General features: G+C 71.7%; 19 protein-coding genes. 8 read left to right on the plus strand and 11 right to left on the minus strand.

Features of this window, described 5'->3' with window-relative positions:
* Positions 1-56: 56 nt before the first annotated feature.
* Positions 57-1,403 (minus strand): flagellar protein export ATPase FliI, encoded by a 1,347-nt coding sequence (gene fliI / locus MTDSW087_RS10780; protein WP_144763647.1) that lies wholly within the window; start codon positions 1,401-1,403, stop codon positions 57-59.
* Between the two features lie 435 nt (positions 1,404-1,838).
* Here fliI and ctrA point away from each other — a divergent pair, with 435 nt between their 5' ends.
* The 5 genes from ctrA to MTDSW087_RS10805 all read left to right on the plus strand — a co-directional run bounded on the left by ctrA (position 1,839) and on the right by MTDSW087_RS10805 (position 8,439).
* Complete coding sequence (gene ctrA, locus MTDSW087_RS10785; RefSeq protein ID WP_142581854.1) at positions 1,839-2,540, plus strand: response regulator transcription factor CtrA; 702 nt, start codon at positions 1,839-1,841, stop codon at positions 2,538-2,540.
* 193 nt (positions 2,541-2,733) lie between these two features.
* Positions 2,734-3,129: a hypothetical protein gene (locus tag MTDSW087_RS10790; protein ID WP_144763649.1), complete on the plus strand. Its 396-nt coding sequence runs from the start codon at positions 2,734-2,736 to the stop codon at positions 3,127-3,129.
* An 86-nt stretch (positions 3,130-3,215) separates the two neighbouring features.
* A complete protein-coding gene (locus MTDSW087_RS10795; RefSeq protein ID WP_144763651.1) occupies positions 3,216-4,916 on the plus strand; it encodes an HlyD family efflux transporter periplasmic adaptor subunit in 1,701 nt (566 codons plus the stop codon).
* Between the two features lie 9 nt (positions 4,917-4,925).
* Complete coding sequence (locus MTDSW087_RS10800; RefSeq protein WP_144763653.1) at positions 4,926-8,057, plus strand: efflux RND transporter permease subunit; 3,132 nt, start codon at positions 4,926-4,928, stop codon at positions 8,055-8,057.
* 25 nt (positions 8,058-8,082) lie between these two features.
* Positions 8,083-8,439, plus strand: coding sequence for a hypothetical protein (locus tag MTDSW087_RS10805; protein ID WP_144763655.1), 357 nt, complete (start codon positions 8,083-8,085; stop codon positions 8,437-8,439).
* Between the two features lie 16 nt (positions 8,440-8,455).
* Here MTDSW087_RS10805 and MTDSW087_RS30095 read toward each other — a convergent pair whose 3' ends face one another.
* Both MTDSW087_RS30095 and MTDSW087_RS10810 read right to left on the minus strand, forming a co-directional pair.
* Entirely contained in the window at positions 8,456-8,617 is a 162-nt protein-coding gene (locus MTDSW087_RS30095; protein WP_186383802.1) for a hypothetical protein, read from the minus strand.
* A 106-nt stretch (positions 8,618-8,723) separates the two neighbouring features.
* On the minus strand, positions 8,724-9,149 hold the full coding sequence (locus tag MTDSW087_RS10810; RefSeq protein ID WP_144763656.1) for a gamma-butyrobetaine hydroxylase family protein: 426 nt from the start codon (positions 9,147-9,149) through the stop codon (positions 8,724-8,726).
* A 145-nt stretch (positions 9,150-9,294) separates the two neighbouring features.
* On the opposite strand from MTDSW087_RS10810, the gene moaA reads away from it, so the two are divergent.
* Positions 9,295-10,335 (plus strand): GTP 3',8-cyclase MoaA, encoded by a 1,041-nt coding sequence (moaA, locus tag MTDSW087_RS10815; protein ID WP_144763659.1) that lies wholly within the window; start codon positions 9,295-9,297, stop codon positions 10,333-10,335.
* A gap of 118 nt (positions 10,336-10,453) precedes the next feature.
* On the opposite strand, the gene MTDSW087_RS10820 is transcribed toward moaA, so the two are convergent.
* The 4 genes from MTDSW087_RS10820 to serB all read right to left on the minus strand — a co-directional run bounded on the left by MTDSW087_RS10820 (position 10,454) and on the right by serB (position 14,059).
* The gene (locus MTDSW087_RS10820) at positions 10,454-10,663 is read right to left on the minus strand and encodes a hypothetical protein (protein WP_144763661.1); all 210 of its coding nucleotides are present in this window, start codon (positions 10,661-10,663) and stop codon (positions 10,454-10,456) included.
* Between the two features lie 99 nt (positions 10,664-10,762).
* A complete protein-coding gene (locus MTDSW087_RS10825) occupies positions 10,763-11,494 on the minus strand; it encodes a BA14K family protein (RefSeq protein ID WP_144763663.1) in 732 nt (243 codons plus the stop codon).
* A gap of 97 nt (positions 11,495-11,591) precedes the next feature.
* A complete protein-coding gene (locus tag MTDSW087_RS10830) occupies positions 11,592-12,818 on the minus strand; it encodes an acyl-CoA dehydrogenase (protein WP_144763665.1) in 1,227 nt (408 codons plus the stop codon).
* Between the two features lie 344 nt (positions 12,819-13,162).
* The gene (gene serB, locus MTDSW087_RS10835) at positions 13,163-14,059 is read right to left on the minus strand and encodes a phosphoserine phosphatase SerB (protein WP_144763667.1); all 897 of its coding nucleotides are present in this window, start codon (positions 14,057-14,059) and stop codon (positions 13,163-13,165) included.
* Between the two features lie 21 nt (positions 14,060-14,080).
* Here serB and miaA point away from each other — a divergent pair, with 21 nt between their 5' ends.
* Positions 14,081-14,995, plus strand: coding sequence for a tRNA (adenosine(37)-N6)-dimethylallyltransferase MiaA (gene miaA, locus MTDSW087_RS10840; RefSeq protein WP_238179408.1), 915 nt, complete (start codon positions 14,081-14,083; stop codon positions 14,993-14,995).
* 16 nt (positions 14,996-15,011) lie between these two features.
* Here the strand turns inward: miaA and MTDSW087_RS10845 are convergent, their stop codons facing one another.
* Together MTDSW087_RS10845 and MTDSW087_RS10850 are read right to left on the minus strand one after the other, a co-directional pair.
* A complete protein-coding gene (locus MTDSW087_RS10845) occupies positions 15,012-15,758 on the minus strand; it encodes a Crp/Fnr family transcriptional regulator (RefSeq protein ID WP_144763671.1) in 747 nt (248 codons plus the stop codon).
* Between the two features lie 63 nt (positions 15,759-15,821).
* Positions 15,822-16,394 (minus strand): metallophosphoesterase, encoded by a 573-nt coding sequence (locus tag MTDSW087_RS10850; protein ID WP_144763673.1) that lies wholly within the window; start codon positions 16,392-16,394, stop codon positions 15,822-15,824.
* A gap of 262 nt (positions 16,395-16,656) precedes the next feature.
* Between MTDSW087_RS10850 and MTDSW087_RS10855 the strand changes: the two genes are divergently transcribed.
* The gene (locus MTDSW087_RS10855) at positions 16,657-19,470 is read left to right on the plus strand and encodes a GAF domain-containing hybrid sensor histidine kinase/response regulator (RefSeq protein ID WP_144763675.1); all 2,814 of its coding nucleotides are present in this window, start codon (positions 16,657-16,659) and stop codon (positions 19,468-19,470) included.
* Between the two features lie 103 nt (positions 19,471-19,573).
* Here MTDSW087_RS10855 and MTDSW087_RS10860 read toward each other — a convergent pair whose 3' ends face one another.
* Together MTDSW087_RS10860 and MTDSW087_RS10865 are read right to left on the minus strand one after the other, a co-directional pair.
* Positions 19,574-20,230: a L,D-transpeptidase gene (locus tag MTDSW087_RS10860; protein ID WP_144763677.1), complete on the minus strand. Its 657-nt coding sequence runs from the start codon at positions 20,228-20,230 to the stop codon at positions 19,574-19,576.
* A 493-nt stretch (positions 20,231-20,723) separates the two neighbouring features.
* Positions 20,724-22,043, minus strand: coding sequence for a cytochrome P450 (locus tag MTDSW087_RS10865; protein WP_238179406.1), 1,320 nt, complete (start codon positions 22,041-22,043; stop codon positions 20,724-20,726).
* Positions 22,044-22,183: the final 140 nt, after the last annotated feature.

Raw genomic sequence — 22,183 nt, forward strand, 5'->3', positions numbered from 1 at the left:
GGACGCTCACTCCACGCTCACAAGGAGGCCCCCTCCGGCCACGCCGGAACGACCTCTCAGTCGCCGCCCACGATCTGGGCGAGACGGGCGTATCCTTCACCGATGGACGTTGCTTCTTCCTTACCCTGTCCCAGAAAAGCCTCGATATCGGGCATCAGCGCCACCGCCTGGTCCACTTCAGGTGATGAGCCGGCCCGGTAGGCGCCGAGGCGGATCAGCTCCTCCATGTCGGCATAGGTGGAGAGCACGCGCCGCGCGCGCCGCACCACCGGCAGATAGGCCGGGTCGCAGGAGCGCGGCATGGTGCGCGAGACCGAGCGCAGCACATTGATGGCCGGGTAGCGCCCGCGCTCGGCGATGCCGCGCTCCATCACGATATGCCCGTCGAGGATGCCGCGCACCGCGTCCGCCACCGGCTCGTTGTGATCGTCGCCCTCCACCAGCACCGTGAACAGGGCCGAGATCGTCCCCTCCCCCACCCCGGGCCCGGCCCGCTCGAGCAGGCGCGGCAGCTCCGAGAACACGGTCGGCGTGTAGCCCTTGGCGGTGGGCGGCTCGCCCGCGGCCAGCCCGATGTCGCGCTGGGCCATGGCGAAGCGGGTGATGGAATCGATCATGCACAGGACTTTCGCGCCCTGGTCGCGAAAATGCTCGGCGACGGACAGGGTCACGTAGGCGGCGTTCCGGCGCATCAAGGCCGGCTCGTCGGAGGTCGCCACCACCACCACGGAGCGGGCGAGGCCCGCGGCACCGAGATCGTCCTGCAGGAATTCCTGAACCTCGCGGCCGCGCTCGCCGACGAGGCCGATCACCGCCACGTCGGCGGCGGTGTAGCGGGCGAGCATCGAGAGCAGCACCGACTTGCCGACGCCCGAGCCGGCGAAGATGCCCATGCGCTGGCCGGCGCACATGGTGAGAAAGGTGTTGATGCAGCGCACGCCGAGATCGAGCGCCGGCCCGACCCGGCGCCGCGCATGGGCCGGGGGCGGGTCGGCGCGCAGCGGGTAGATCCGCGGCCCCTCCGGCAGGGGCCCGAGCCCGTCCACGGGGCGCCCGAGGGCGTCGATCACCCGGCCGAGCCAGCCCTGGGAGGGCCGCACGGCGCCCGCCGCCTCGTCTCGGACAAAGGCCGGGCAGCCGCGGCGCACGCCCTCCAGGGAACCGAAGGGCATGGCGAGCGCCCGCTCGCCCTGGAAGCCGATGACCTCGCAGGGGATCAGCCCGCCCGCGCCCTCGACGTCGAGGCGGCCGCCGAGGCGCATGGCCGCCACCGGCCCTGCAACCTCGACGAGCAGGCCGCGGATGGCCACGACGCGGCCGTAGACGGCGAGCGGCTCGACCCGCTCCAGGGCCGCCCGCAGGGCGGCGAGCGAGGCGGGGACCGTCGCAGGATTGTCCGTCACCGGAGGCGCCCTCTCAACCCTTCGTTTACCTCCCTCCTTAACACTGGGCTCATCGGGCTTGTAGCGGCCCGTGCTTTCGCGGGGCGCGGCGGGTCTTTCGACCCGCCTCGATCGCCTGCCTCGACATGCCGCACCAGCGTGTCCGGCCGGCAACAGTGAGAGCACGATTCGTTGCAGGTGAGGCACTTGAATCGGGTTGCGAGGATCGGGCGCGCGGGGAACGGTGGCACCTGTGAGAACAGATCGTCAACGTTACCGGCTTGGCCGCACGAGGGGCACGAACAGATCGCTTGCAACCGAGAATCAGGTTTTGTTAACGATTAACCACTAGCGTTTCACGTCAATGTCGACGGAACGCCTGTCCACAGGCCGGGACAGGTGAGCGACGGGGGCGTGTCCGAACGCTGAAGCGGCCGGCGGGGCTGGGGACCGACGATGCGGGTACTTCTGATCGAGGACGACAGCGCCACGGCGCAGAGCATCGAACTGATGCTCAAGTCCGAGAACTTCAACACCTACACCACCGATCTCGGTGAGGAGGGTGTCGATCTCGGCAAGCTCTACGACTACGACATCATCCTCCTCGATCTGAACCTGCCCGACATGTCGGGCTACGAGGTGCTGCGCTCGCTCCGCGTCGCCAAGGTGAAGACTCCGATCCTGATCCTGTCCGGCATGGCCGGCATCGAGGACAAGGTGAAGGGCCTCGGCTTCGGCGCCGACGACTACCTGACGAAGCCCTTCCACAAGGACGAGCTCGTCGCCCGCATCCACGCCATCGTCCGCCGCTCGAAGGGCCACGCCCAGTCCGTCATCACGACCGGCGACCTGGTGGTGAATCTCGACCAGAAGACCGTCGAGGTCTCCGGCGCCCGCGTCCACCTCACGGGCAAGGAGTACCAGATGCTGGAGCTCCTCTCGCTCCGGAAGGGCACGACGCTCACCAAGGAGATGTTCCTCAACCATCTCTACGGCGGCATGGACGAGCCCGAGCTGAAGATCATCGACGTGTTCATCTGCAAGCTCCGCAAGAAGCTCGCCAACGCCAGCCAGGGCAAGAACTACATCGAGACCGTCTGGGGCCGCGGCTACGTCCTGCGCGAGCCGATGGACGGCGAAGAGCGCATCGCGGTCTGATCCGCCCCACCCGCTGCCCCGAAGGGCCTGCCGCCGCGGAGACGATCCGCGGCGGCAGGCCCTTCGCGTTTGGGGTCCGCCGTCCCGCCTCCTGTGCGCCACGGCACGCCCCGAGGGGCGCCGCCATGCCGGAGGCGGGGCCGTGGCGCGGGCGCCCCTGTTCGGGCGGGCGGGATGTGCTATGGCTCGGCCCGTGATGAGACCGACTCTGCACGGCTGGCGCATGCTGACCGCGATCCTTCAGATCGCGGCCTTCGTGCTGTTCGTGCTGCCGGCGCCCGCCCAGGCCGCGGTGCACCGGCATGCGGGCCTCCACGCTGCGCTGGAACAGGCCGCGGCCGAGCACGGCCACACCGTCCTCGCCACGGATTCCGCCACCGACCAGGCCGACGCCGTCCCCAATGCGGGCGGCGGCCACGACACCTGCTGGCTCGGCTGCTGCTCCTGCCACGCCTTCGTCGGGGCGGCACCCGTCGCGCCCATGCGCACCGCCTGGACGGCGCGGCGCCTGCCCGTTCCCGCGCCCGACGCCGCCCGGCCGGACGCGACGCCCGAAGCCCTGCCCGAGCCCCCGAGACACGACGCCTGAGACCTGCGCGCCCGTCGGCGCGCTTCGCGTGGGACGTCGAGCCGCCCCGCGCCCGGTTTCGGACACGGTCAAGGGTGCCTTTTCCCATGCGGATTCCATTTCGTGCCGCCCGCGCGGCTCTCCTCGCGCTCGCCCTCGGGGCCGGCGCGGCCTCGGCGCACGAGGGCCACGATCACGGCGACGCGCCCAAGGCGGCGCCCGCGACGATCACGCCGCGCGGCACGTCGAGCACCGATGCGCTCGAACTCGTCGCGGTCGCGCGCAACGGCCAGATCACGGTGTTCATCGACCGCGCTGCGACCAACGAGCCGGTGACGGCGGCGCAGGTCGAGGCCGAGACGCCCGAGGGCACCGCCACAGCGGCGCCCGCCCCGGACGGCAGCTACCGCCTCGACGCCCATTGGAGCGAGAGGCCCGGCGCCTACGACGTGCTGTTCACGGTGACCGTCGACGGCGCGGCCGAGCTGTTCCCCGTCTCCCTCACCGTGCCGGAGCCGCCGCCGGCCCCGCCCTCCGGCCCCGCCGCCGCCTGGCATGCCGGCCTCGCGGTCGCGCACGATTTCCGCCAGCACCTGCGCGAGGCCGATCCGATGCCCTTTCTCGTCGGGGGTGCGGGCTTCCTCCTCGGCATCGCGGCGACCCTCGCCTTCCGGCGCCGCCCCCTCGTGCCGGCCATCGCCGTGCTCATTCTGATCGCGGCCTTCCTCGCGGCGCCCGTCGCCTTCGCCGGCGAGGGGCACGACCACGGCGCCCCCCAGGCAGCTCAGATGGCGGCGCCCGGCCCGCAGGACCTCGCCCAGCGCTTGCCCGACGGCTCGGTCTTCGTGCCGAAGCCCACGCAGCGGGTGCTCAGCCTGCGCACCCTGGTGACGGCGGAAGCCCCGCTTAGCCGCACCACCGAGCTGCCCGGCCGCGTCGTGCCGGATCCGAATGCCAGCGGCGTCGTGCAATCCTCGGTGGGCGGCCGGCTCTCGCCGCCGGCCTCCGGCCTGTTCCCCCGGCTCGGCACACGGGTCTCGAAGGGCGACGTGCTCGCCACCGTGACGCCGCCGGTCCAAGCCGTGGACGTCTCCGACATGCGCCAGCGCCAGGGCGAACTCGACCAGCAGATCGCCATCGTCGAGCGCCGGGTCGAGCGCTACCGCAAGCTCGCGCCGGGCGGCGCGATCTCGCAGGTGCAGCTCGAGGAGGCCCAGGCCGAGCTGAAGGGGTTGGTCGACCGCCGCAGCGCGCTCGACGGCGTGCGCGCCCAGCCCGAATCACTCACCGCGCCAGTCTCCGGCATCGTCGCCGAGGCGAACGCGGTGGCCGGCAAGATGGCGAGCCCCGGCGCCGTGGTGTTCCAGATCGTCGATCCGGACCGGCTCTGGGTGGAGGCCCTGAGCTTCGACGCCCCAGCCGCGGCGGCCGACGCCACCGCCCGCCTCGCGGACGGGCGGGTGCTGAGCCTCGCCTATATGGGCGCCGGCCTCGCCGACCGCAGCCAGGCGGTGCCGGTGCAGTTCGCGATCCGCGGCACGCAGGCCGACCTGCGCACCGGCCAGTTCGTCACCGTGCTCGCCGAGACCGACGCCCGCCAGACCGGCCTCGCCCTGCCCCGCACCAGCGTGGTCCGCGGCGGCAACGGCCAGAGCATCGTCTACGAGCACACCGCGCCCGAGCGCTTCGAGCCGCGCGAGGTGCGCGTCGAGCCCCTCGACGCCAGCCGCGTGCTGGTGGTCTCGGGGCTGGCGCCCGGCCGCCGCATCGTCGCCCAGGGCGCCGAGCTCCTCAATCAGGTCCGCTGAGGAGCCCCGATGTTCACGCTCCTCGTCACGCAGTCGCTGCGCAACCGCCTGCTCGTGCTGGCGCTCGCCGCCGTGCTCGTCCTCTACGGCGCCTTCGCCGTGACCAAGCTGCCGGTGGACGTCTTCCCCGACCTCAACCGGCCGACCGTCACCATCATGACCGAGGCGGAAGGCCTCGCGCCCCAGGAGGTCGAGCAGACCGTCACCTTCCCCCTCGAGACGCAGATGAACGGCCTGCCCGGCGTCACCCGCGTCCGCTCGGTCTCGGGCGTCGGCCTCTCGGTCACCTATGTCGAGTTCGACTGGGGCACCGACATCTACCGCAACCGCCAGCAGGTCGCCGAGCGGCTGGCGACGGTGCGTCCGCAACTGCCCCCCACCGTGACCCCGATGATGGGCCCGGTCTCCTCGATCATGGGGCAGATCGTCATGGTGGCGCTGACCGGCGACACGGCCAGCCCGATGCAGCTCCGCGAGATCGCGGACTTCACCATCCGCCCGCGCCTGCTCGCGATCCCCGGCGTCGCGCAGGTGATCCCGATGGGCGGCGAGGTGCGCCAGTTCCGGGTGGCGCCCCAGCCCGCGGCGCTCCGCGCGCTCGGCGTCACGCAAGGCCAGCTCGAGACGGCGCTCGCGCAGTTCGGCACGAATACCGGCGGCGGCTTCACCGACCAGTATGCCCGCGAATACCTGATCCGGAACCTCGGCCGGACCATGGATCTCGACGACCTGCGCAACATGGTGGTCGCCACGGTCGAGACCCGGCCGGTCTACCTGCGGCAGGTGGCCGAGGTCTCCTTCGCGGCACGCGTGAAACGGGGTGACGCCGGCTATATGGGCGCGCCGGCCGTCGTCGTCTCGGTGGAGAAGCAGCCGGGCGTCGACACGGTCCGCCTCACCCGCGCGGTCGAGACGGCGCTCAACGAGATCACCGCGAGCCTGCCCCAGGGCGTGCGCGCCGACCGGCTGATCTTCCGGCAGGCGGACTTCATCGAGACCTCGATCCGCAACGTCGAATCGGTGCTGGTCGAGGCGGTCGCCGTCGTGGCCGTGGTGCTGTTCGCCTTCCTGCTCAACGTGCGCACCACCGCGATCTCGCTGACCGCGATCCCGGTCTCGATCCTCGCCACCGCGATCGTGTTCCACCTCGCGGGGCTCTCCATCAACACGATGACGCTCGGCGGGCTCGCCATCGCCATCGGCGAGCTCGTCGACGACGCGGTGGTCGACGTCGAGAACATTTTTCGCAGGCTCGGCGAGAACCGGAAGGCCGGCAACCCGCGCTCGGTCTTCGAGGTGGTGGTCTCCGCCTCGAACGAGGTGCGCTCCGGCATCGTCTACGCGACGATGGTGATCGTCCTCGTCTTCGTGCCGCTCTTCGCCCTGTCGGGCATCGAGGGCCGGCTCTTCGCGCCGCTGGGGCAGGCCTACATCGTCTCGATCCTGGCGAGCCTCCTCGTCTCGATCACCCTGACGCCGGTGCTCGCCTATTACCTGCTGCCGGGGATGAAGCGCCTGGAGGAGCACGAGAGCGGGCTGGTGCGCGTCCTGAAGCGGCTCAACGCGGCCGCCTTGCGCCTCGCCCTCGCCCACCGGCGGCCGATCCTGGCCGGCGCCGCGCTCACGGTCGCCGCGGCGGGCTTCGCCGCCACCACCCTGCCCCGCGCCTTCCTGCCGCCCTTCAACGAGGGCTCGTTCACGGTCAACATGACCTTCAATCCCGGCATCTCGCTCGCCGAGAGCAACCGGGTCGGACTCGTCGCCGAGCGCCTGCTCCTGGAGATCCCGGACGTGCGCTCGGTCGGGCGCCGCACCGGCCGGGCCGAGCTCGACGAGCATGCCGAGGGCGTGCACTCCTCCGACCTCGAAGTGGCGCTGAAGCTGGGCGCCCGGCCCAAGCCCGAGCTCGTCGCCGACATCCGCGGGCGGCTCGCGCTGCTCCCCGTCAACGTGAATGTCGGCCAGCCGATCTCGCACCGGCTCGACCACATGCTGTCCGGCGTGCGCGCCGAGATCGCGCTGAAGATCTTCGGCGAGGACCTCGACACGCTCCGCCGCCTCGCCGAGGACCTGCGGCGGCGCATGGCCGAGATCCCCGGCCTCGCCGACCTTCAGGTCGAGAAGCAGGTGCTGATCCCGCAGCTCGAGATCCGCGTCGACTACGCCCGCGCGGCCCTCTACGGCGTGCAGCCGGCCGCCCTGGTGGAGCAGTTGAGCCGCCTCTCCAACGGGCAGGTGGTCTCGCGGGTGGTGGACGGCTACCGCCGCTTCGACGTGGTGATGCGGCTCTCCGATTCCGTCCGCACCACGGGCGGGCTCGGCGACCTGCTGATCGAGACGCCCTCGGGCTGGGTGCCGGCGCGGCAGATCGCCGACATCCGCGAGACGGACGGGCCGAACCAGATCCTGCGCGAGAACGCCCGCCGCCGCATCGTGGTGATGGCCAATACGAGCCCCGGCGCCGACATGGGCGCCATCGTCACGGCCATCGAGAAGACGGTGGCCGAGGCCCGGCTGCCGGAGGGCTACGCCACCAGCCTCGAAGGCACCTTCCAGGCGCAGGGGGAAGCGAGCCGGACCATCGGCCTGCTCTCGGGGCTCTCCTTCGCCCTGGTCTTCGCCCTGCTCTACAGCCGCTACCGCTCGGTGGTGTTCACGCTGATCATCCTCGGCAGCATCCCGCTGGCGCTGATCGGCTCGGTGGCGGCCCTGAAGATCGCCGGGCAGCCGCTCTCGGTGGCCTCGATGATCGGCTTCATCACGCTGACCGGCATCGCCACCCGAAACGGCATCCTGAAGATCAGCCACATCCTCAACCTCGCGATCCACGAGGGCGTGCCCTTCGGGCCGGATCTCGTGATCCGCGGCAGCCTGGAGCGGCTGGCGCCGGTGCTGATGACGGCGCTCTCGGCGGGCGTCGCCCTTGTGCCGCTGCTGATCGGGGCCGACGCGCCGGGCAAGGAGATCCTCCACCCCGTGGCGGTGACGATCTTCGGCGGGCTGATCAGCGCCACGCTCCTCGACACGATCCTGACGCCGATCCTGTTCCTCAGCTTCGGGCGCAAGCCGCTGGAACGCCTGCGTCAGACGCAAGCGAACCCGGCCGATGCGGCCTCAGGCCGCCCGGCCGAAGCCTTCTGAACCATCACCCCAGCAGGAGACGGATATGCGCAAGATTCTGGTCGCCGCCCTCGCCGCCGCCCTTCTCGCGACGCCCGCCGCGGCGGCCGGACCGAACGGCGGCCAGACCGTGGTGGCCGACGGGCACCCGGTCGAGTTCGTCAACACCGGGACGGGCGTGACCTTCTTCCTCTCGGACGAGGACGGGAAGCCGGTCGACACCGCCGGGCTCAGCGCCAAGGCCTATGTCCAGGCCGCCGGCAAGACCGAGACGCTGACCCTGAAACCGGCCGCGCCGAACAAGCTCGTCGCCGACCTTAAGGCCCCACTGCCTGCGGGCGCCAAGGTGGTGCTCTCGGCCAAGCTCCACGGCCATAACCTGCAGGCCCGGTTCACGCCCTGAACCGGGGCGCGGATCCTCAGGCCCGGTGGTGGCGCAGCAGCCCCGCGACGCTGGAGCAGGCGATCACGCAGCCGACGCCCATGAGGCAGAGGCAACCGATCGCCGGTCCCGGCCGCCCCCGGCCGAGCACGATGGCGGCGACCACGGGAAGCAGGGCGAGGACGAGCAGAAGGGTCACGGGCAACGCTCCGAAGGTCTGCGACGCGGCAGAGCCTAGGGGCGAGGGGTTAACCATCTTTCACCGCCGCGCGTGCGGGTGGCTTTCCTGCAACGCGCACGCGGCCTCAATGGCAGCCGCAGCCGCTGCCGCAGCTTCCGCCCGCGGCGGGCGCCGCCTGGGCCGTGCCGCGGCGCTCACGGTCGAGCCCGCGCTCGGCGAGCTCGGCGAGATAGGTCTTCCAGCGGTCGCAATACTCGGCGCCGAGCGTGTAGAGGTAGCCCCAGCCGTAGATGCCGGTATCGTGCATGTCGTCGAAGCCGAGCTTGACCGCGTAGTTGCCGACCGGCTGCACGGCCAGGATCTCGACCGCGCGCTTGCCGCCGATCACCTTGCGCTCGGCCGGCGAATGGCCCTGCACCTCGGCCGAGGGGCTCGACACGCGCAGATACTCCGCTGGCAGGGCGAAGCGCTTGCCGTCGTCGAAGGCGACGTTGAGGATGCGCTTGTCGGCGGACAGGCGGATCTCGGTGGGCCAGCGTTCCTCGCTCACGGATCAGGTCCCTTTCACAAGCGGCGTGCGGCGGCTGGTCCGGCCCAGCTTGCTCCCTGGCACACATCCCCTCATATGCCAGGACATGCTAGGTTCGTCACGCGACGCCATCGTCAACCAGCCGCAGCAGAGCCCTGAACCCGAGATGTGGGGACCGCGTACCGATTTCGCAGCGACCGCTGCCCCCGCACCCGCGCCGCTGATCGATCCGTTCCAGCGGGCGATCACCTATCTGCGCATCTCGGTGACGGATCGCTGCGATCTGCGCTGCGTCTACTGCATGGCGGAGGAGATGAACTTCCTCCCAAAGCGCGACCTCCTGACCTTGGAGGAGCTGGACCGTCTCTGCGGCGTGTTCATCGCGCGCGGCGTGCGCAAGCTGCGCATCACCGGCGGCGAGCCGCTGGTGCGGCGCGACATCATGCACCTGTTCCACCGCCTGTCGCGCCATCTCGGCACGGGCGCCCTGCAGGAGCTGACGCTCACCACCAACGGCACCCAGCTCGGGCGATTCGCAGGTGAGCTCGCCGATCTCGGCGTGCGCCGGGTCAACGTCTCCCTCGACACCCTCGACCCGGACAAGTTCCGCGCGATCACCCGCCGCGGCGACCTGAAGGTCGTGCTCGACGGGATCGCCGCGGCGCGCGACGCCGGCATCAAGGTGAAGATCAATGCGGTGGCGCTGAAGGGCGTCAACGAGCACGAGATCGCCGACATGATCGCCTGGGCCCACGGGCTCGGCATGGACATGACGCTGATCGAGGTGATGCCGCTCGGCGAGGTCGAGGGCGACCGCACCGACCAGTTCCTGCCCCTCTCGGTGGCGCGGCAGCAGCTGGAGGAGCGCTACACCCTCACCCCCCTGCCCGACCGGACCGGCGGCCCGGCCCGCTACGTGCACGTGGCGGAGACCGGCGGGAGGCTCGGCTTCATCACGCCGCTGACGCACAATTTCTGCGAGAGCTGCAACCGGGTGCGCCTGACCTGCACCGGCAAGCTCTACATGTGCCTCGGGCAGGAGGATGCCGCCGACCTGCGCGCGGCGCTCCGCGCCTCGCCGGACGACGCCCTGGTGACGCAGGCGGTGATCGACGCGATCGCGCGCAAGCCCAAGGGCCACGACTTCGTCATCGAGCGCCAGCGCCCGGCCGCCGTGCCGCGCCATATGAGCGTGACCGGCGGCTGATCCATCCGGGTTTCGAAAGGGATCATCCCTGTCGCGGGTCCAGGGCAGAGCCCTGGATGCCGTCGGGGCTTGGCCCCGACACCCCACCAAAGGGATGATCCCTTTGGGAACCCGGATCTCAGTCCGCGCTCATCGGGGGCATGTAGGGCTGGCCTTCGGCGGTCAGCGCGCGGTCCAGGGTCTCGATCGCGACGAGGATGCGGGTCAGGTCCTCGGCCATCGTCACCGGGGCGAGGTCCATGCTCGCGATGCGGCGGGCGAGCGTGTCGCGCTCGCGCACGAGGCTGGCGCGCGCCCGGTTGAGGGTCTCGATCGCCGACTCTGTCATGGCAGCCCCGTTCTCCGCCGACCGGCCCATTAAAACGGCCGACGGCCCCGCGCGTCGCAACGCGCGGGGCCGTCATGAAGATCCGGGGTTCGGAATCGGTTACGGGCAGGCGTGGCGCCGGCCGTCATTGCCGAGATAGGTGCCGGTCCGCGTGTCGTAGGAGCGGAAGCGGCGCACGCAATACGCGACCGAGGCGCCATCGGAGCCGCCATCGGTGGCCGCCGGCTCGGCATAGTCCTCGCCGCCATAGGTCACGGGCGCGTAGCCGCCGCCGTAATAGCCGTCATAGGGGTAGGGATAGCCGTCGCCGTAGCCGCCATAGAGGCCGCCCGCGGCAAGGCCGAGGCCAACGCCCGCCCCGAAGCCGGCGAGCCCATAGCCGCCGCGGCGCCAGTAACCGTGACCCCGATGGTAGCCGTAGCCCCGGTTGAAGCCGGCGGCACGGTAGCCGTTGCCGAAGCCGGGATTGTTGAATCCCGGATTGCGCCCTGCGAAACCCGGATTGGCCGCGACGCCGGGATTGCCGGCGAAGCCGGGCCGGGGACCGCCGCCGAAGCCGCGGCCCGCGAAACCGCCACCCTGTTGGAGACCGCCACCGCGGAAACCGGCGCCACCGATCGTCTGCTGGCCGCCGACACCGCCGAAGCCGCCGCGGCCGGCCCCGAAGGTGCCCATCCGGACACCGCCACCCGCGAGGGCACCGCCCCCGCCGCCGAGGACGCCGCCGGCCATCCCGCTACCCACGGCCCGGCCCCTCTGGGCGTCGGCCGTCGCCGGAAGCAGGGCGATCGCACCGGTGAGGAGCGCTGAGGCGAAGAGAAGCTGTTTCATGATCCGATCCTGCCGCTCGCAAACTTTGTGGAGAGTCAACGGCCGAGGGACCGGAATTGATCATGCTACACTTTGTCCCGACGAGACCGCGGGCTCATCAGAAGAAGGCCTGCAGCCCCGTCTGCGAGCGGCCGAGGATCAGCGCGTGCACGTCGTGGGTGCCCTCGTAGGTGTTCACCGTTTCGAGGTTCTGGGCGTGCCGCATCACGTGGTACTCGCCCATGATGCCGTTGCCGCCATGCATGTCGCGGGCGGTCCGGGCGATGTCGAGGGCCTTGCCGCAATTGTTGCGCTTGACCAGGCTGATCATCTCGGGCGCCATCCGGCCCTCGTCCATCAGCCGCCCAACGCGCAAGCTGGCCTGGAGGCCGAGCGCGATCTCGGTCTGCATGTCGGCGAGCTTCTTCTGGACGAGCTGCGTCTGTGCCAGCGGCCGGCCGAACTGCTTGCGCTCCAGGGTGTAGTTGCGGGCGCGGTGCCAGCAATCCTCGGCCGCGCCCATCGCGCCCCAGGAGATGCCGTAGCGCGCCCGGTTGAGGCAGCCGAACGGACCTTTCAGCCCCGAGACGTTCGGCAGGAGCGCATCCTCGCCGACCTCGACGCCCTCCATCACGATCTCGCCCGTGGTCGAGGCGCGCAAGGAGAGCTTGCCCTTGATGGTCGGGGCCGAGAGACCCTTCATGCCCTTCTCCAGCACGAAGCCGCGGATGGCGCCGTCATGGGCGTCGGACTTCGCCCAGACCACGAACACGTCGGCGAAGGGCGCGTTCGAGATCCACATCTTGGCGCCCGAGATCCGGTAGCCGCCCTCGATCTTCTCGGCCTTCGTCTTCATGCCCGCCGGGTCCGATCCGGCATCCGGCTCGGTGAGGCCGAAGCAGCCGATCCATTCGCCGGAGGCGAGCCTCGGCAGGAACTTACGACGCTGCTCCTCCGAGCCGTAGGCGTGGATCGGGTACATGACGAGGGAGGATTGCACGCTCATCATCGAGCGGTAGCCGGAATCGACGCTCTCCACGGCCCGGGCCACGAGGCCGTAGGCGACGTAGCTCGCGCCCGCGCAGCCATATTCCTCGGGCAGCGTCACGCCGAGCAGGCCGAGTTCGCCCATGGTGCGGAACAGGTCCGGGTTGCTGGTCTCGTTCGCGTAGGCCTCGACGATGCCGGGCAGGAGCTTCTCCCGCGCGAAATCCTGCGCCACGTCGCGGATCGCGCGCTCGTCCTCGGTGAGCTGGTCGTCGAGCAGGAAGGGATCGTCCCAGACGAAACGGGCGGACTGGCCCTCATGCGCGGCGGAGCCGGGCGGGCGCGTCGGGGCGTTCATGGGATTTCCTCAGGCTGTGGTCTCGGCCGCTCGGGCGACCGCTCGTTCAGGCGCGGAAGTCTAGCGGCCGGGGCCCCGCCTGACACCCCGCGGCGGCGCGGGTGGGTGACAGCGAGCCACGGCGCTCAGGCCCGTGGGGCACTCGACGACGCCATCCGCGCCTGGTTCCGGATGCAGCACGGGTCCCCTCCCCCTTGCTGGGAGGGGTCAGGGGTGGGGGTGGTTCAGGATGCGGCGCCGAGCGTTGTTCGGCGCCGCCCTCACCTCCGGCTCCTCCCCGCGAGGGGGAGGAGAGGCCTGGCATGGACCGTCGCGACCTCTGCGGCAGCGCCCGCTTCTGGCCCTCAGCCCACGAACTCCGCCGCGGCATAGCCCTGGAGGTAGAGCAGCGCGGTGAGGTCGCCGTGCTCGATGCGCACCTGCGCGGCGGCAGCCACCGCGGGCTTGGCCCGGAAGGCGACGCCGAGCCCGGCCTCGCCCAGCATGTCGAGGTCGTTGGCGCCGTCGCCCACCGCGAGCGTCTCGCCGGGGCTGAGGCCGAAGCGGCCGCGCAGCTCGATCAGGGTCTCGCGCTTGGCCGCCTTGCCGACGATCGGCTCCTCGACCGTGCCGGCGAGGCGCTCGCCCGCGAGCGTCAGGCGGTTCGCCCGGTCCTCGTCGAAGCCGAGCTTCTTCCCCACCGGTCCGGTGAACAGGGTGAAGCCCCCCGAGACGAGGCAGGTATAGGCGCCGTGCGCCCGCATGGTCCGCACCAGGGTGCGCCCGCCGGGGGTGAGGGTGATGCGCTCGGCGATGAGCTGGTCGATCGCGCCGACCGGCAGGTCCTTCAGCAGCGCCACACGCTCGCGGAGCGCCGGCTCGAAGGCGATCTCGCCGCGCATGGCCCGCTCGGTGATGGCGGAGACATGCGCCTTGAGCCCGACCTGGTCGGCCAGCTCGTCGATGCATTCCTGCTCGATCATGGTGGAATCCATGTCGGCCAGGAACAGGCGCTTGCGCCGGTGCGCGTCCGCCGGCAGCACCGCCACGTCGATCGGCTCGTCTCCGAGCGCCGCGCGCAGGCGCTCCGTGAGGGCAGGTGCCGAGGCCGGCTCGCCCGCCAGCATCACCTCGGCCGCCACCTCGCCATGCAGGATCCGCGGCTGGTGCCCGGTGCCCAGCACCCGCCGGGTCTCGGCCAGCACCGCATCGGTGATGGCGGGCCGGGCGGGGTTTGCTATCAGGACCGCGACGAGGGTCATCGAGGGAGCCGTTCCAGCGTGGTGTCACAGGGGCCGTCCACGGATCGGCCGGCGGCGATCCTCATCGCAGGGCCGACCGCCTCGGGCAAGTCGGCGCTGGCCTCCGCGCTGGCGCTGCGCCACGGGGGCGTCGTGGTCAACGCGGATTCGATGCAGGTCTACGCGGATCTGCGCCGCCTGACGGCGCGGCCGGATCCCGCCGAGGAGGCGCGGGTGCCGCACCGGCTCTATGGCCATGTGGATGGCGCGGTGAACTACTCGGCCGGCCATTTCGCGCGTGACGTGTCGGCCCTGCTCGGGGAGCTCGACGGGCGGCTGCCGGTCTTCGTCGGCGGCACCGGCCTCTATTTCCGCGCCCTTGAGGACGGGCTCTCCGACCTGCCGCCGGTGCCGGACGCGGTCCGCGCCGCAGTGCGGGCGGAGGCCGAGGGGCGGCCGACCGAGGCGCTGCACGCCGACCTCGCCGCGCGCGATCCCGCGGGCGCGGCGGCGCTCCGCCCGAGCGACCGGATGCGGGTGCTGCGGGCGCTGGAGATCCTCGCGGCGACGGGCCGGCCGATCGCCTCCTTCCACGGCGCCCGCATCCCCGGCCCCTTGAGCGGCCGGCTCCTGCGCCGGATCTTCCTGGCCCCCGACCGGGCGGAGCTGCGCGCGCGCATCGACCGGCGCTTCCGGGAGATGATCGAAGGGGGCGCCCTCGACGAGGTGGCCGCCCTGAGGGAGCGCGGCCTCGACCCGATGCTGCCGGTGATGCGCGCCCACGGCGTGCCGGGGCTGATCGCCCATCTCGACGGGCGCCTGAGCCTGGAGGACGCGATCCTGCGCGGCCAGGGCGACACGCGCGCCTACGCCAAGCGCCAGTTCACGTGGTTCCGCCACCAGATGGGCGCGGGCTGGGACTGGACGAGCCCGGAGGAGGCGTCCCGCTCGGCCTGATCGCGACCCGGCCGCCCTACCCGGCCGCCTCGGCGGTCTCCTCCTCGCGCGGCTCCGCGGGCATGTCCTGGAGCGGGCGGGAGATCCGCTCCAGCGCCTCCGGATTGATGATGCGGACCATGCGGTTGCGCACGCTCACGATCTCGTCCTGCCGCAGCCGGCGCAGCACCCGGTTGACGTGGACGGGGGTGAGGCCGAGCACGTTGCCGAGCTGCTCCTGCGTCAGCGGCATGGCGAAGTCGCGCAGGCCCCGTCCGCCGGGATCGGCGCCGGCGAGCCGCAGGCTGAACTCCCGCAGCACGTAGGCGATGCGCTCCTCCGCGCTGCCTTGGCCCAGGCTGACCACCCAGTTGTGCAGGCGCCGCTCCTCCTCGACGATCTGCCAGGTGCAGCGCGTGGCGAGGTCCTCGTCGGCGTCGAAGGCGGCCTTGAGCCGGTGCTGCTCCACCCGTTCCACCGTGACGTCGGAGAGCGCCACCACCGCGTCCGGCTGGTGGAGGACGAACATGCTCTTCACGCCGAAGATGTCGCCGGGCAGGAACACCAGCAGGTACTGGGCGCGCCCGTCGGTGAGCGCACGGACGCGGGCGACCCAGCCGGTGCGCAGGCGGTAGACGTAATCGTGCCGCTCCCCCTGCCCGACGATGGCCGTGCCCGCCCGGAAGACCCGCGGCGGGTCGGAGATGAGCGCGTCGAAGGCCACGTCGCCGAGAGCGAGGGACGCGGTCAGCTCGGGCCGGTGGAGGGGGCTGTACTTCGACATAGGGGACGGCCGGTACGCGGATGGAGAAGATCGCCCGTTAAACTGCGACGCTCGCGTCCGTTTTCAACGGCCCTCCCGGGCGCGGGCCGCCCGGAACGCGAGTTCGTCCGGCAGGAGCGTCGCCCGGTCCTGCCGCGCGATCAGCTCGGCGAGCGCCACCGGCCGGAACGCCCAGGCATCGACGCCGACGTCACAGGAGAAGCGCGTGTCGGGGATCGTGCCGTGGGTGTGCCCGTAGAGATGGCGCGTGCCGCGCCACAGGCCAGGCCAGGCCCGGTGCGGGTAATGCGCCAGGAACAGGCGGCAGGGCGCGCCGTCCGGCCCGTCGAGCCGGAGGCGGGCCGTCTCCATCGGCGCCTCCGCCCAGGCGAGGGTGCGGACGCGGTTGGTGTCGTGGTTGCCCACCACGAGATGCTTGGTGCCGTTGAGGCGCGCGAACACCGCCGCGCAATGGGCCCGGCTCGCATGGGCGGCGAAATCCCCGACATGCCAGACCTCATCGCCGGGTCCGACCACCGCGTTCCAGGCGGCGATCAGGGCCTCGTCATGCGCCTCCACGGAGCCGAAGCGGGTGGAGCGCTGGCGCAGGATGTAGGCGTCACCGAAATGGGTGTCGGCGGTGAAGTAGACGGTCATCCCCCTCGCGCGGGTTCTCTGCGGGTTCTCTGCACGGAAGCGGCACGGGCGCGGCGCCGTCACCACATGGTGTGCGGCGCGCGCCGGGCCAGGGTGCCGGCCAGCGGGGCCTTCCCGCGCGTCCTGCCCCCGCGGCATCGGCCCTGCCCGGGACCGCCCGCACGATAAAGCTTGTTTTAAGCTTTCGGCCGCCTCCTAGCCGGATGATTCCGGACAGGGGGCACGGACACCCGGCCGAGGCCGGATTCGGGGAGCGGATCAGATGGCGTTTCCGGTCGCAGGCAACGAGGCCGCGCGGCTCGCAGCCCTCCATGCCCTGAGCGACCTCGGGGCGGACCCCGCCGTGCATCTCGACGCGATCTGCCGGACGGCCGCGAGCCTGTTCGGCGTGCCGATCGCGCTGGTGTCTCTGGTCGAGGCGGACCATCTCCGCTTCGGGGCCGCCTGCGGCACGGACGGCGCGCCGATCCCCCGCGAGGGCGCCTTCTGCGCCTACACCATCCTCGCCGACGAGATCCTGGTCTGCGCCGACACGACGCAGGACCCGCGCTTCGCCGACAGCCGGCTGGTGACGGGCCAAGCCGGCATCCGCTTCTACGCGGGCGCGCCGCTGATCCTCGGGCCGGACCTGCGCATCGGCACGCTCTGCCTTCTCGACACCGTCCCGCGCCCCTTCGGCGAGGCGCAGAGGCGCCAGCTCCGGGATCTCGCGGCCATCGTCGTCGGGCAGTTGCGCCTGCACGAGGCCAACCGGCGCCAGCAGGAGGAGATCGCCGCCCGGGAAGGCAGCGAGGCGCGCTACCGGGCGCTCGCCGACGCGCTGCCGCAGCTCGTCTGGATCTTCTCGGTCGAGACCGGCGAGAAGGCCTACGCCAACCAGCAGTTCGACCGCTTCTACGGCCCGATCGGGAACACGCGCGCCGAGCGCCTCGCCCGCAACCATCCCGAGGATGCCGAGCGGATGCACCGGGCCTGGCGCACCGCCATGCGCACGGGCAGCCCCTACCGGATCGAGGGGCGGCTGCGCCGCCACGACGGCGTCTATCGCTGGCATAAGCTGATCATGATCCCGATCCGCCAGCGCGGCGAGATCGTGGCCATGCTCGGCACGGCGCTGGACATCGACGAGATCATCACCGCCCGGCGCAAGCTGGAGGAGACGGGGAACCTGCTCCAGCTCGCCCAGAAGGCAGCCGGGGCCGGCACCTGGGAGCTCGACCTCTCTTCGCAGCGCATCGTCTGGTCGGGCGAGAGCGCGGCGCTGCACGGCATCGATGCGCCTCAGGGCTACACCCTCGACGCCGAGGAATGGCTGAGCCTCGTCGATCGCCGGGACGGCGAGGTGGCGCTCGCCGCCGCGGCCGACGCAGCGGAGCGGCACGACTATTTCAGCATCGAGTTCCGCGTGCCCGGGGCGGACGGCAGCACGCGCTGGGTGAACGGCACCGGCCGGGCGGTCTACGACGAGGACGGCACGCCGCTTCGGGTGATCGGGCTCAACATCGACGTCACCGCGCGCAAGGGCGCGGAGGCGGCCCTCGTGAGCGCCAAGGCGGCGGCCGAGGCCGCCCGCGGCGAGGCCGAGCGCGCGAGCGCGGCCAAGAGCGACTTCCTCGCCACGATGAGCCACGAGATCCGCACGCCGTTGAACGGCGTGCTCGGCTATGCCGACCTCCTCGTGGACGAATTGGAGCCCGGCACGCCGGCGCGCCTCTACGCGGAGCGGATCCGCGGCGCGGGCGCCGCCCTGCTCACGGTGGTCAACGACGTGCTCGACTTCTCGAAGATCGAGGCGGGCCAGGTGGAGCTCGCCGCCGAGCCCTTCGTCCTCACCGACCTGATGGACCAGGCTGTCGCGATCATCCGGGCGGGCGCGGACGGCAAGGGGCTGCGGCTCGAGGTGCGCGCCGGTCCCGGCCTGCCTGGCCGCGTGATCGGCGATGCCGACCGCCTGCGGCAGGTGCTGATGAACCTGCTCAACAACGCCGTGAAATTCACCGATGCCGGCGGCGTGACCCTCGGCCTCGAGCGGCTGGCGGGCTCGGACGCGGCCGGCATGCGCCTGCGCTTCTCCGTGCGGGACACCGGCATCGGTATTCCCGCGGCCAAGCTGCACAAGCTGTTCGAGCGCTTCAGCCAGGTCGACGGCTCGATCCAGCGGGAATACGGCGGCACCGGACTCGGCCTCGCCATCTCCCGCCAACTCGTGGAACTGATGGGCGGCGAGATCGGCGTGGAGAGCGAGGCGGGCCGCGGCTCGACCTTCTGGTTCACGCTGCGCCTGCCCGTGGCCACCGCCGCCCGGCCGGCCGGGCAGGCCGCGCCGCCGCCCGAGCCGCACTACCATCCCCGCCGCATCCTGCTCGTGGAGGATACGCCGCTCAACCGCGACCTCGCGCTCGCCGTGCTGCACTCGGCGGGCCACGCGGTCGACGCCGTGGAGAGCGGGCCGGAGGCGATCGAGGCGGTGCGCGCCGCCCCCTATGACCTCGTCCTGATGGACGTGCAGATGCCCGGCATGGACGGGATGACCGCGACGCGGCAGATCCGCGCCCTCGACCAGGGCAAGGCGCTCCCGATCGTGGCCATGACCGCGAGCGTGCGGCCGCAGCAGGTGATCGCCTTCCGCCAGGCCGGGATGACCGACCATATCGGCAAGCCGTTCAAGCGCGCCGCCCTGCTCGCGGCGGTGGAGCGGTGGACCGCCCGCGGCGCGGCCGCCCCCGCGCCCGCCGAGGCGCAGGCCGCCTCGACGATCCTCGACCGGCCGACCTTCGAGGAGGTCTCCGCCGTGGTCGGGCAGGAGCGCATGCAGCACCTGCTCGCCACGCTCGCCAAGGAACTCGGCGAGCGCTTCGGGACCGACGGCACCACGCCCGAGCGCGGGCAGCTCGCCCACGACGCCCATGCCATGATCTCGGCGAGCGGCGTGCTCGGCTTCCGGCATTTCGCCGACCTCTGCCGCGAGGTCGAGATCGCCTGCGAGGAGCAGCGCAGCGTGGAGCCGATGCTCGGCCGCCTGCGCAGCATGCGCGGCGCGGTCATCCGCGAGATCGAGAGCCTCTGCGCGGCCTGAGCGGACCTCCGCTCCACGCTTCGTCCCAGCCCGCCGGTGCCGGAAAACGAAAAGGGCCGGCGTCACCGCCGGCCCTCTCGAACATCCCGGATCGGGGGTGGCTTCAGCGCTGGACCACCACCCGGGTGCCGACCTTCACGCGCTCGTAGAGGTCGGTGACGTCCTCGTTGGTCATGCGGATGCAGCCCGAGGAGACGGCCGTGCCGATGGTCTCCGGCTCGTTGGAGCCGTGGATGCGGTAGATGGTGCCGCCGAGATACATGGCGCGGGCGCCGAGCGGGTTCTCCAGGCCGCCCTTCATGTAGCGCGGCAGGTCGGGACGGCGGCGCAGCATGGTGGCCGGCGGGCGCCAATCCGGCCACTCGCGCTTCATGGTCACGGTCTGCATGCCGCCCCAGGTGAAGCCCGGACGGCCGACGCCGACGCCGTAGCGCATCGCCTGGCCGCCGCCGAGGACGAGGTAGAGCCGCCGCTCGGTGGTGGAGACCACGATCGTGCCGGCGCCGTAGGGGCCGTTATAAGCCACCGTCTCGCGCGGGATCGCCGACATCTGCGGCACCGCCGAGGCCAGCGGATCGGCCGTGTTCAGTGAGGCGTTGGCGGTCGGCACCGCCTGCACGCTCTGCGGGCGCACGCGCACCGAGAGGGCGTTGTCGAGGGGCTGGCGGGTGAGCGGATCGATCTCGTAGGCGAGCGCGGGCGCCGCCCAGGCGGAGGCCGCGAAGGCGAGCCCGAACAGGGCGGAAGCTTGACGACGCATCGAGCTCTCTCGAAGGCAGAAGGTTGTGGAAACGCGGTGGAAATTCGCCCGGCAGAATGCGCGGGCATCTCTCGCCAACGGGTAAACGAGCGCCGCTTAAAGCCAAGCCTGAAACCGCACTGCAACGAGGTTCGAGCCGCCTCGTGATGTCATGGCAACACTGTGGCAGCTTTGCCGTAAGGCCGGGATGAAGCGGGAGGAAACACGCGGATCGCGCGTCCGATCTGCCCAATGCCTGGGCAGGGCGCACGGCCGCGCCCTCCGACGAGGGAGCGACAGCGCCTGAACAATGTATCCAATTCTCGCGTGCGGCGGGGTGCGCCCCTCCGCCACCTGACTTAGGATTGCATCGCCCGTCCCTGAGACCGCGGGCTACCTCGCAAGCGCGATCCCCGATAGCGGGGGCGCGCTTTTTCCTTTTTCAGGGCTCCATCGCAGTGATCGGGCTGCCTTTTCCTCCTCGGAACCGGCATCCGCTTCCGCGAAGGATGCTCTAACGCCGCTCGATCCGCACGGGCAGGCCGCCCTTCGGCTGCAGGCTGATGGCGCCGAAGGGCACGACCGGGGCATCGCTCGCGAGGCGGAAGCGGAAGCGGCGCCCGAGCACGGCGATTGTCGCGAGCATCTGGGTCACGGCGAAGGAGGCTCCGACGCAGACCCGCGGGCCCGCGGCGAAGGGCAGGTAGGCGAGCTTCGGGCGGCCCGCGGCGTTCGCGTCGAGGAAGCGGTCGGGATCGAAGCGGTCGGGGTCCTGCCAGAGCCTGCGGTGGCGGTGGACGATCCAGGGCAGCACGGCGACGAATGTGCCGCGCCGGATCCGCCTGCCGCCGACCACGTCGGCGCGCGCGGCCTGGCGCAGGATCACGGGGATCGGCGGATAGAGCCGCATCACCTCGTCGAGGACGCGGCGGGTATAGGTGAGCTTCGGCAGGTCCTCCGGCAGCGGCGGCCGGTCGCCGAGCACCGCGTCGAGCTCGGCGTGGAAGCGCGCCTCCACCTCGGGATGGAGCGCGAGCAGGTACCAGATCCAAGTCAGCGCCCGCACCGAGGCCGCGCCTCCCGCGATCAGGCTCGCGGCCTCGTCGCGCACCTCGTCGTCGGGGAGCGGCGCGCCGTCCTGCCGGTCGCGGGCATGGGCGAGGCGGTGCAGCAGGTCGGGCGCGCCGGTGAAGCCGGGGGCCTTGCGCGCCGCGATCATCGCGTGGAGTTGGCGGTCGAGCTCGGCCCGGGCCGGGTCGCGCCGGTGGTGGACGAAATGGCGCGCCAGCCAAGCGGGCATCGGGACGAGGTCGATCGGGCGCGGCTTGTGCGGCACCTTGGAGAGCCAGCGCAGGATCGGGATGCCGGCCGGGTCGCCCCCGGTGACGACCTGATTCCACAGGAGCGTGGCGAGGCCACCGACCCAGCGCTCGATGTCGACGGTCTCCGGGCCCGCCGCGAGGCCGTCGGCCATCTGCTCGGCGATGGCGATCAGCCCGGGCACGTCGGGCCGGATGGCGCGGTGGTCGATGGTGGGCGTGGCGACCCGCCGGTGCCGACGCCAGGTCTCGCCCTCGCTCGCGAGGCTGCCCGTGCGCAGGTCCGTCTCGAACAGGCGCCGGATGGAGGTCAGGCGCGGGTAGTCGTCGAACCGGTCGATCAGGACATGCCGGATGGCAGCCGGGTCGCTGACGAAGACCACCGGCTGCAGCAGGTAGCGGCGGAACACGATCAGTTCCTCGAACAGCGCGTCGTCGAGGACGGCGAGCGAGTTCGTCGGAACCGTGCGCAGGAGGGTCTGGACGGACAGGGCCCTGGCCGGGCGCAGCGGCATGGCCGGAACCGGAGGCAGCGGCGCCGCCTCGCGAACCGAATCCCCGATCATGCGCCCGCACAGCCCCGCTCCGCGGCCCGGTCCCGGCCGCGAAGACCCCCTCTACGGCCCACCGCGACACGGGCGATCCGTCGACCGGC

This window comes from Methylobacterium dankookense (assembly GCF_902141855.1).
GTDB classification, from domain to species: Bacteria; Pseudomonadota; Alphaproteobacteria; order Rhizobiales; family Beijerinckiaceae; genus Methylobacterium; species Methylobacterium dankookense.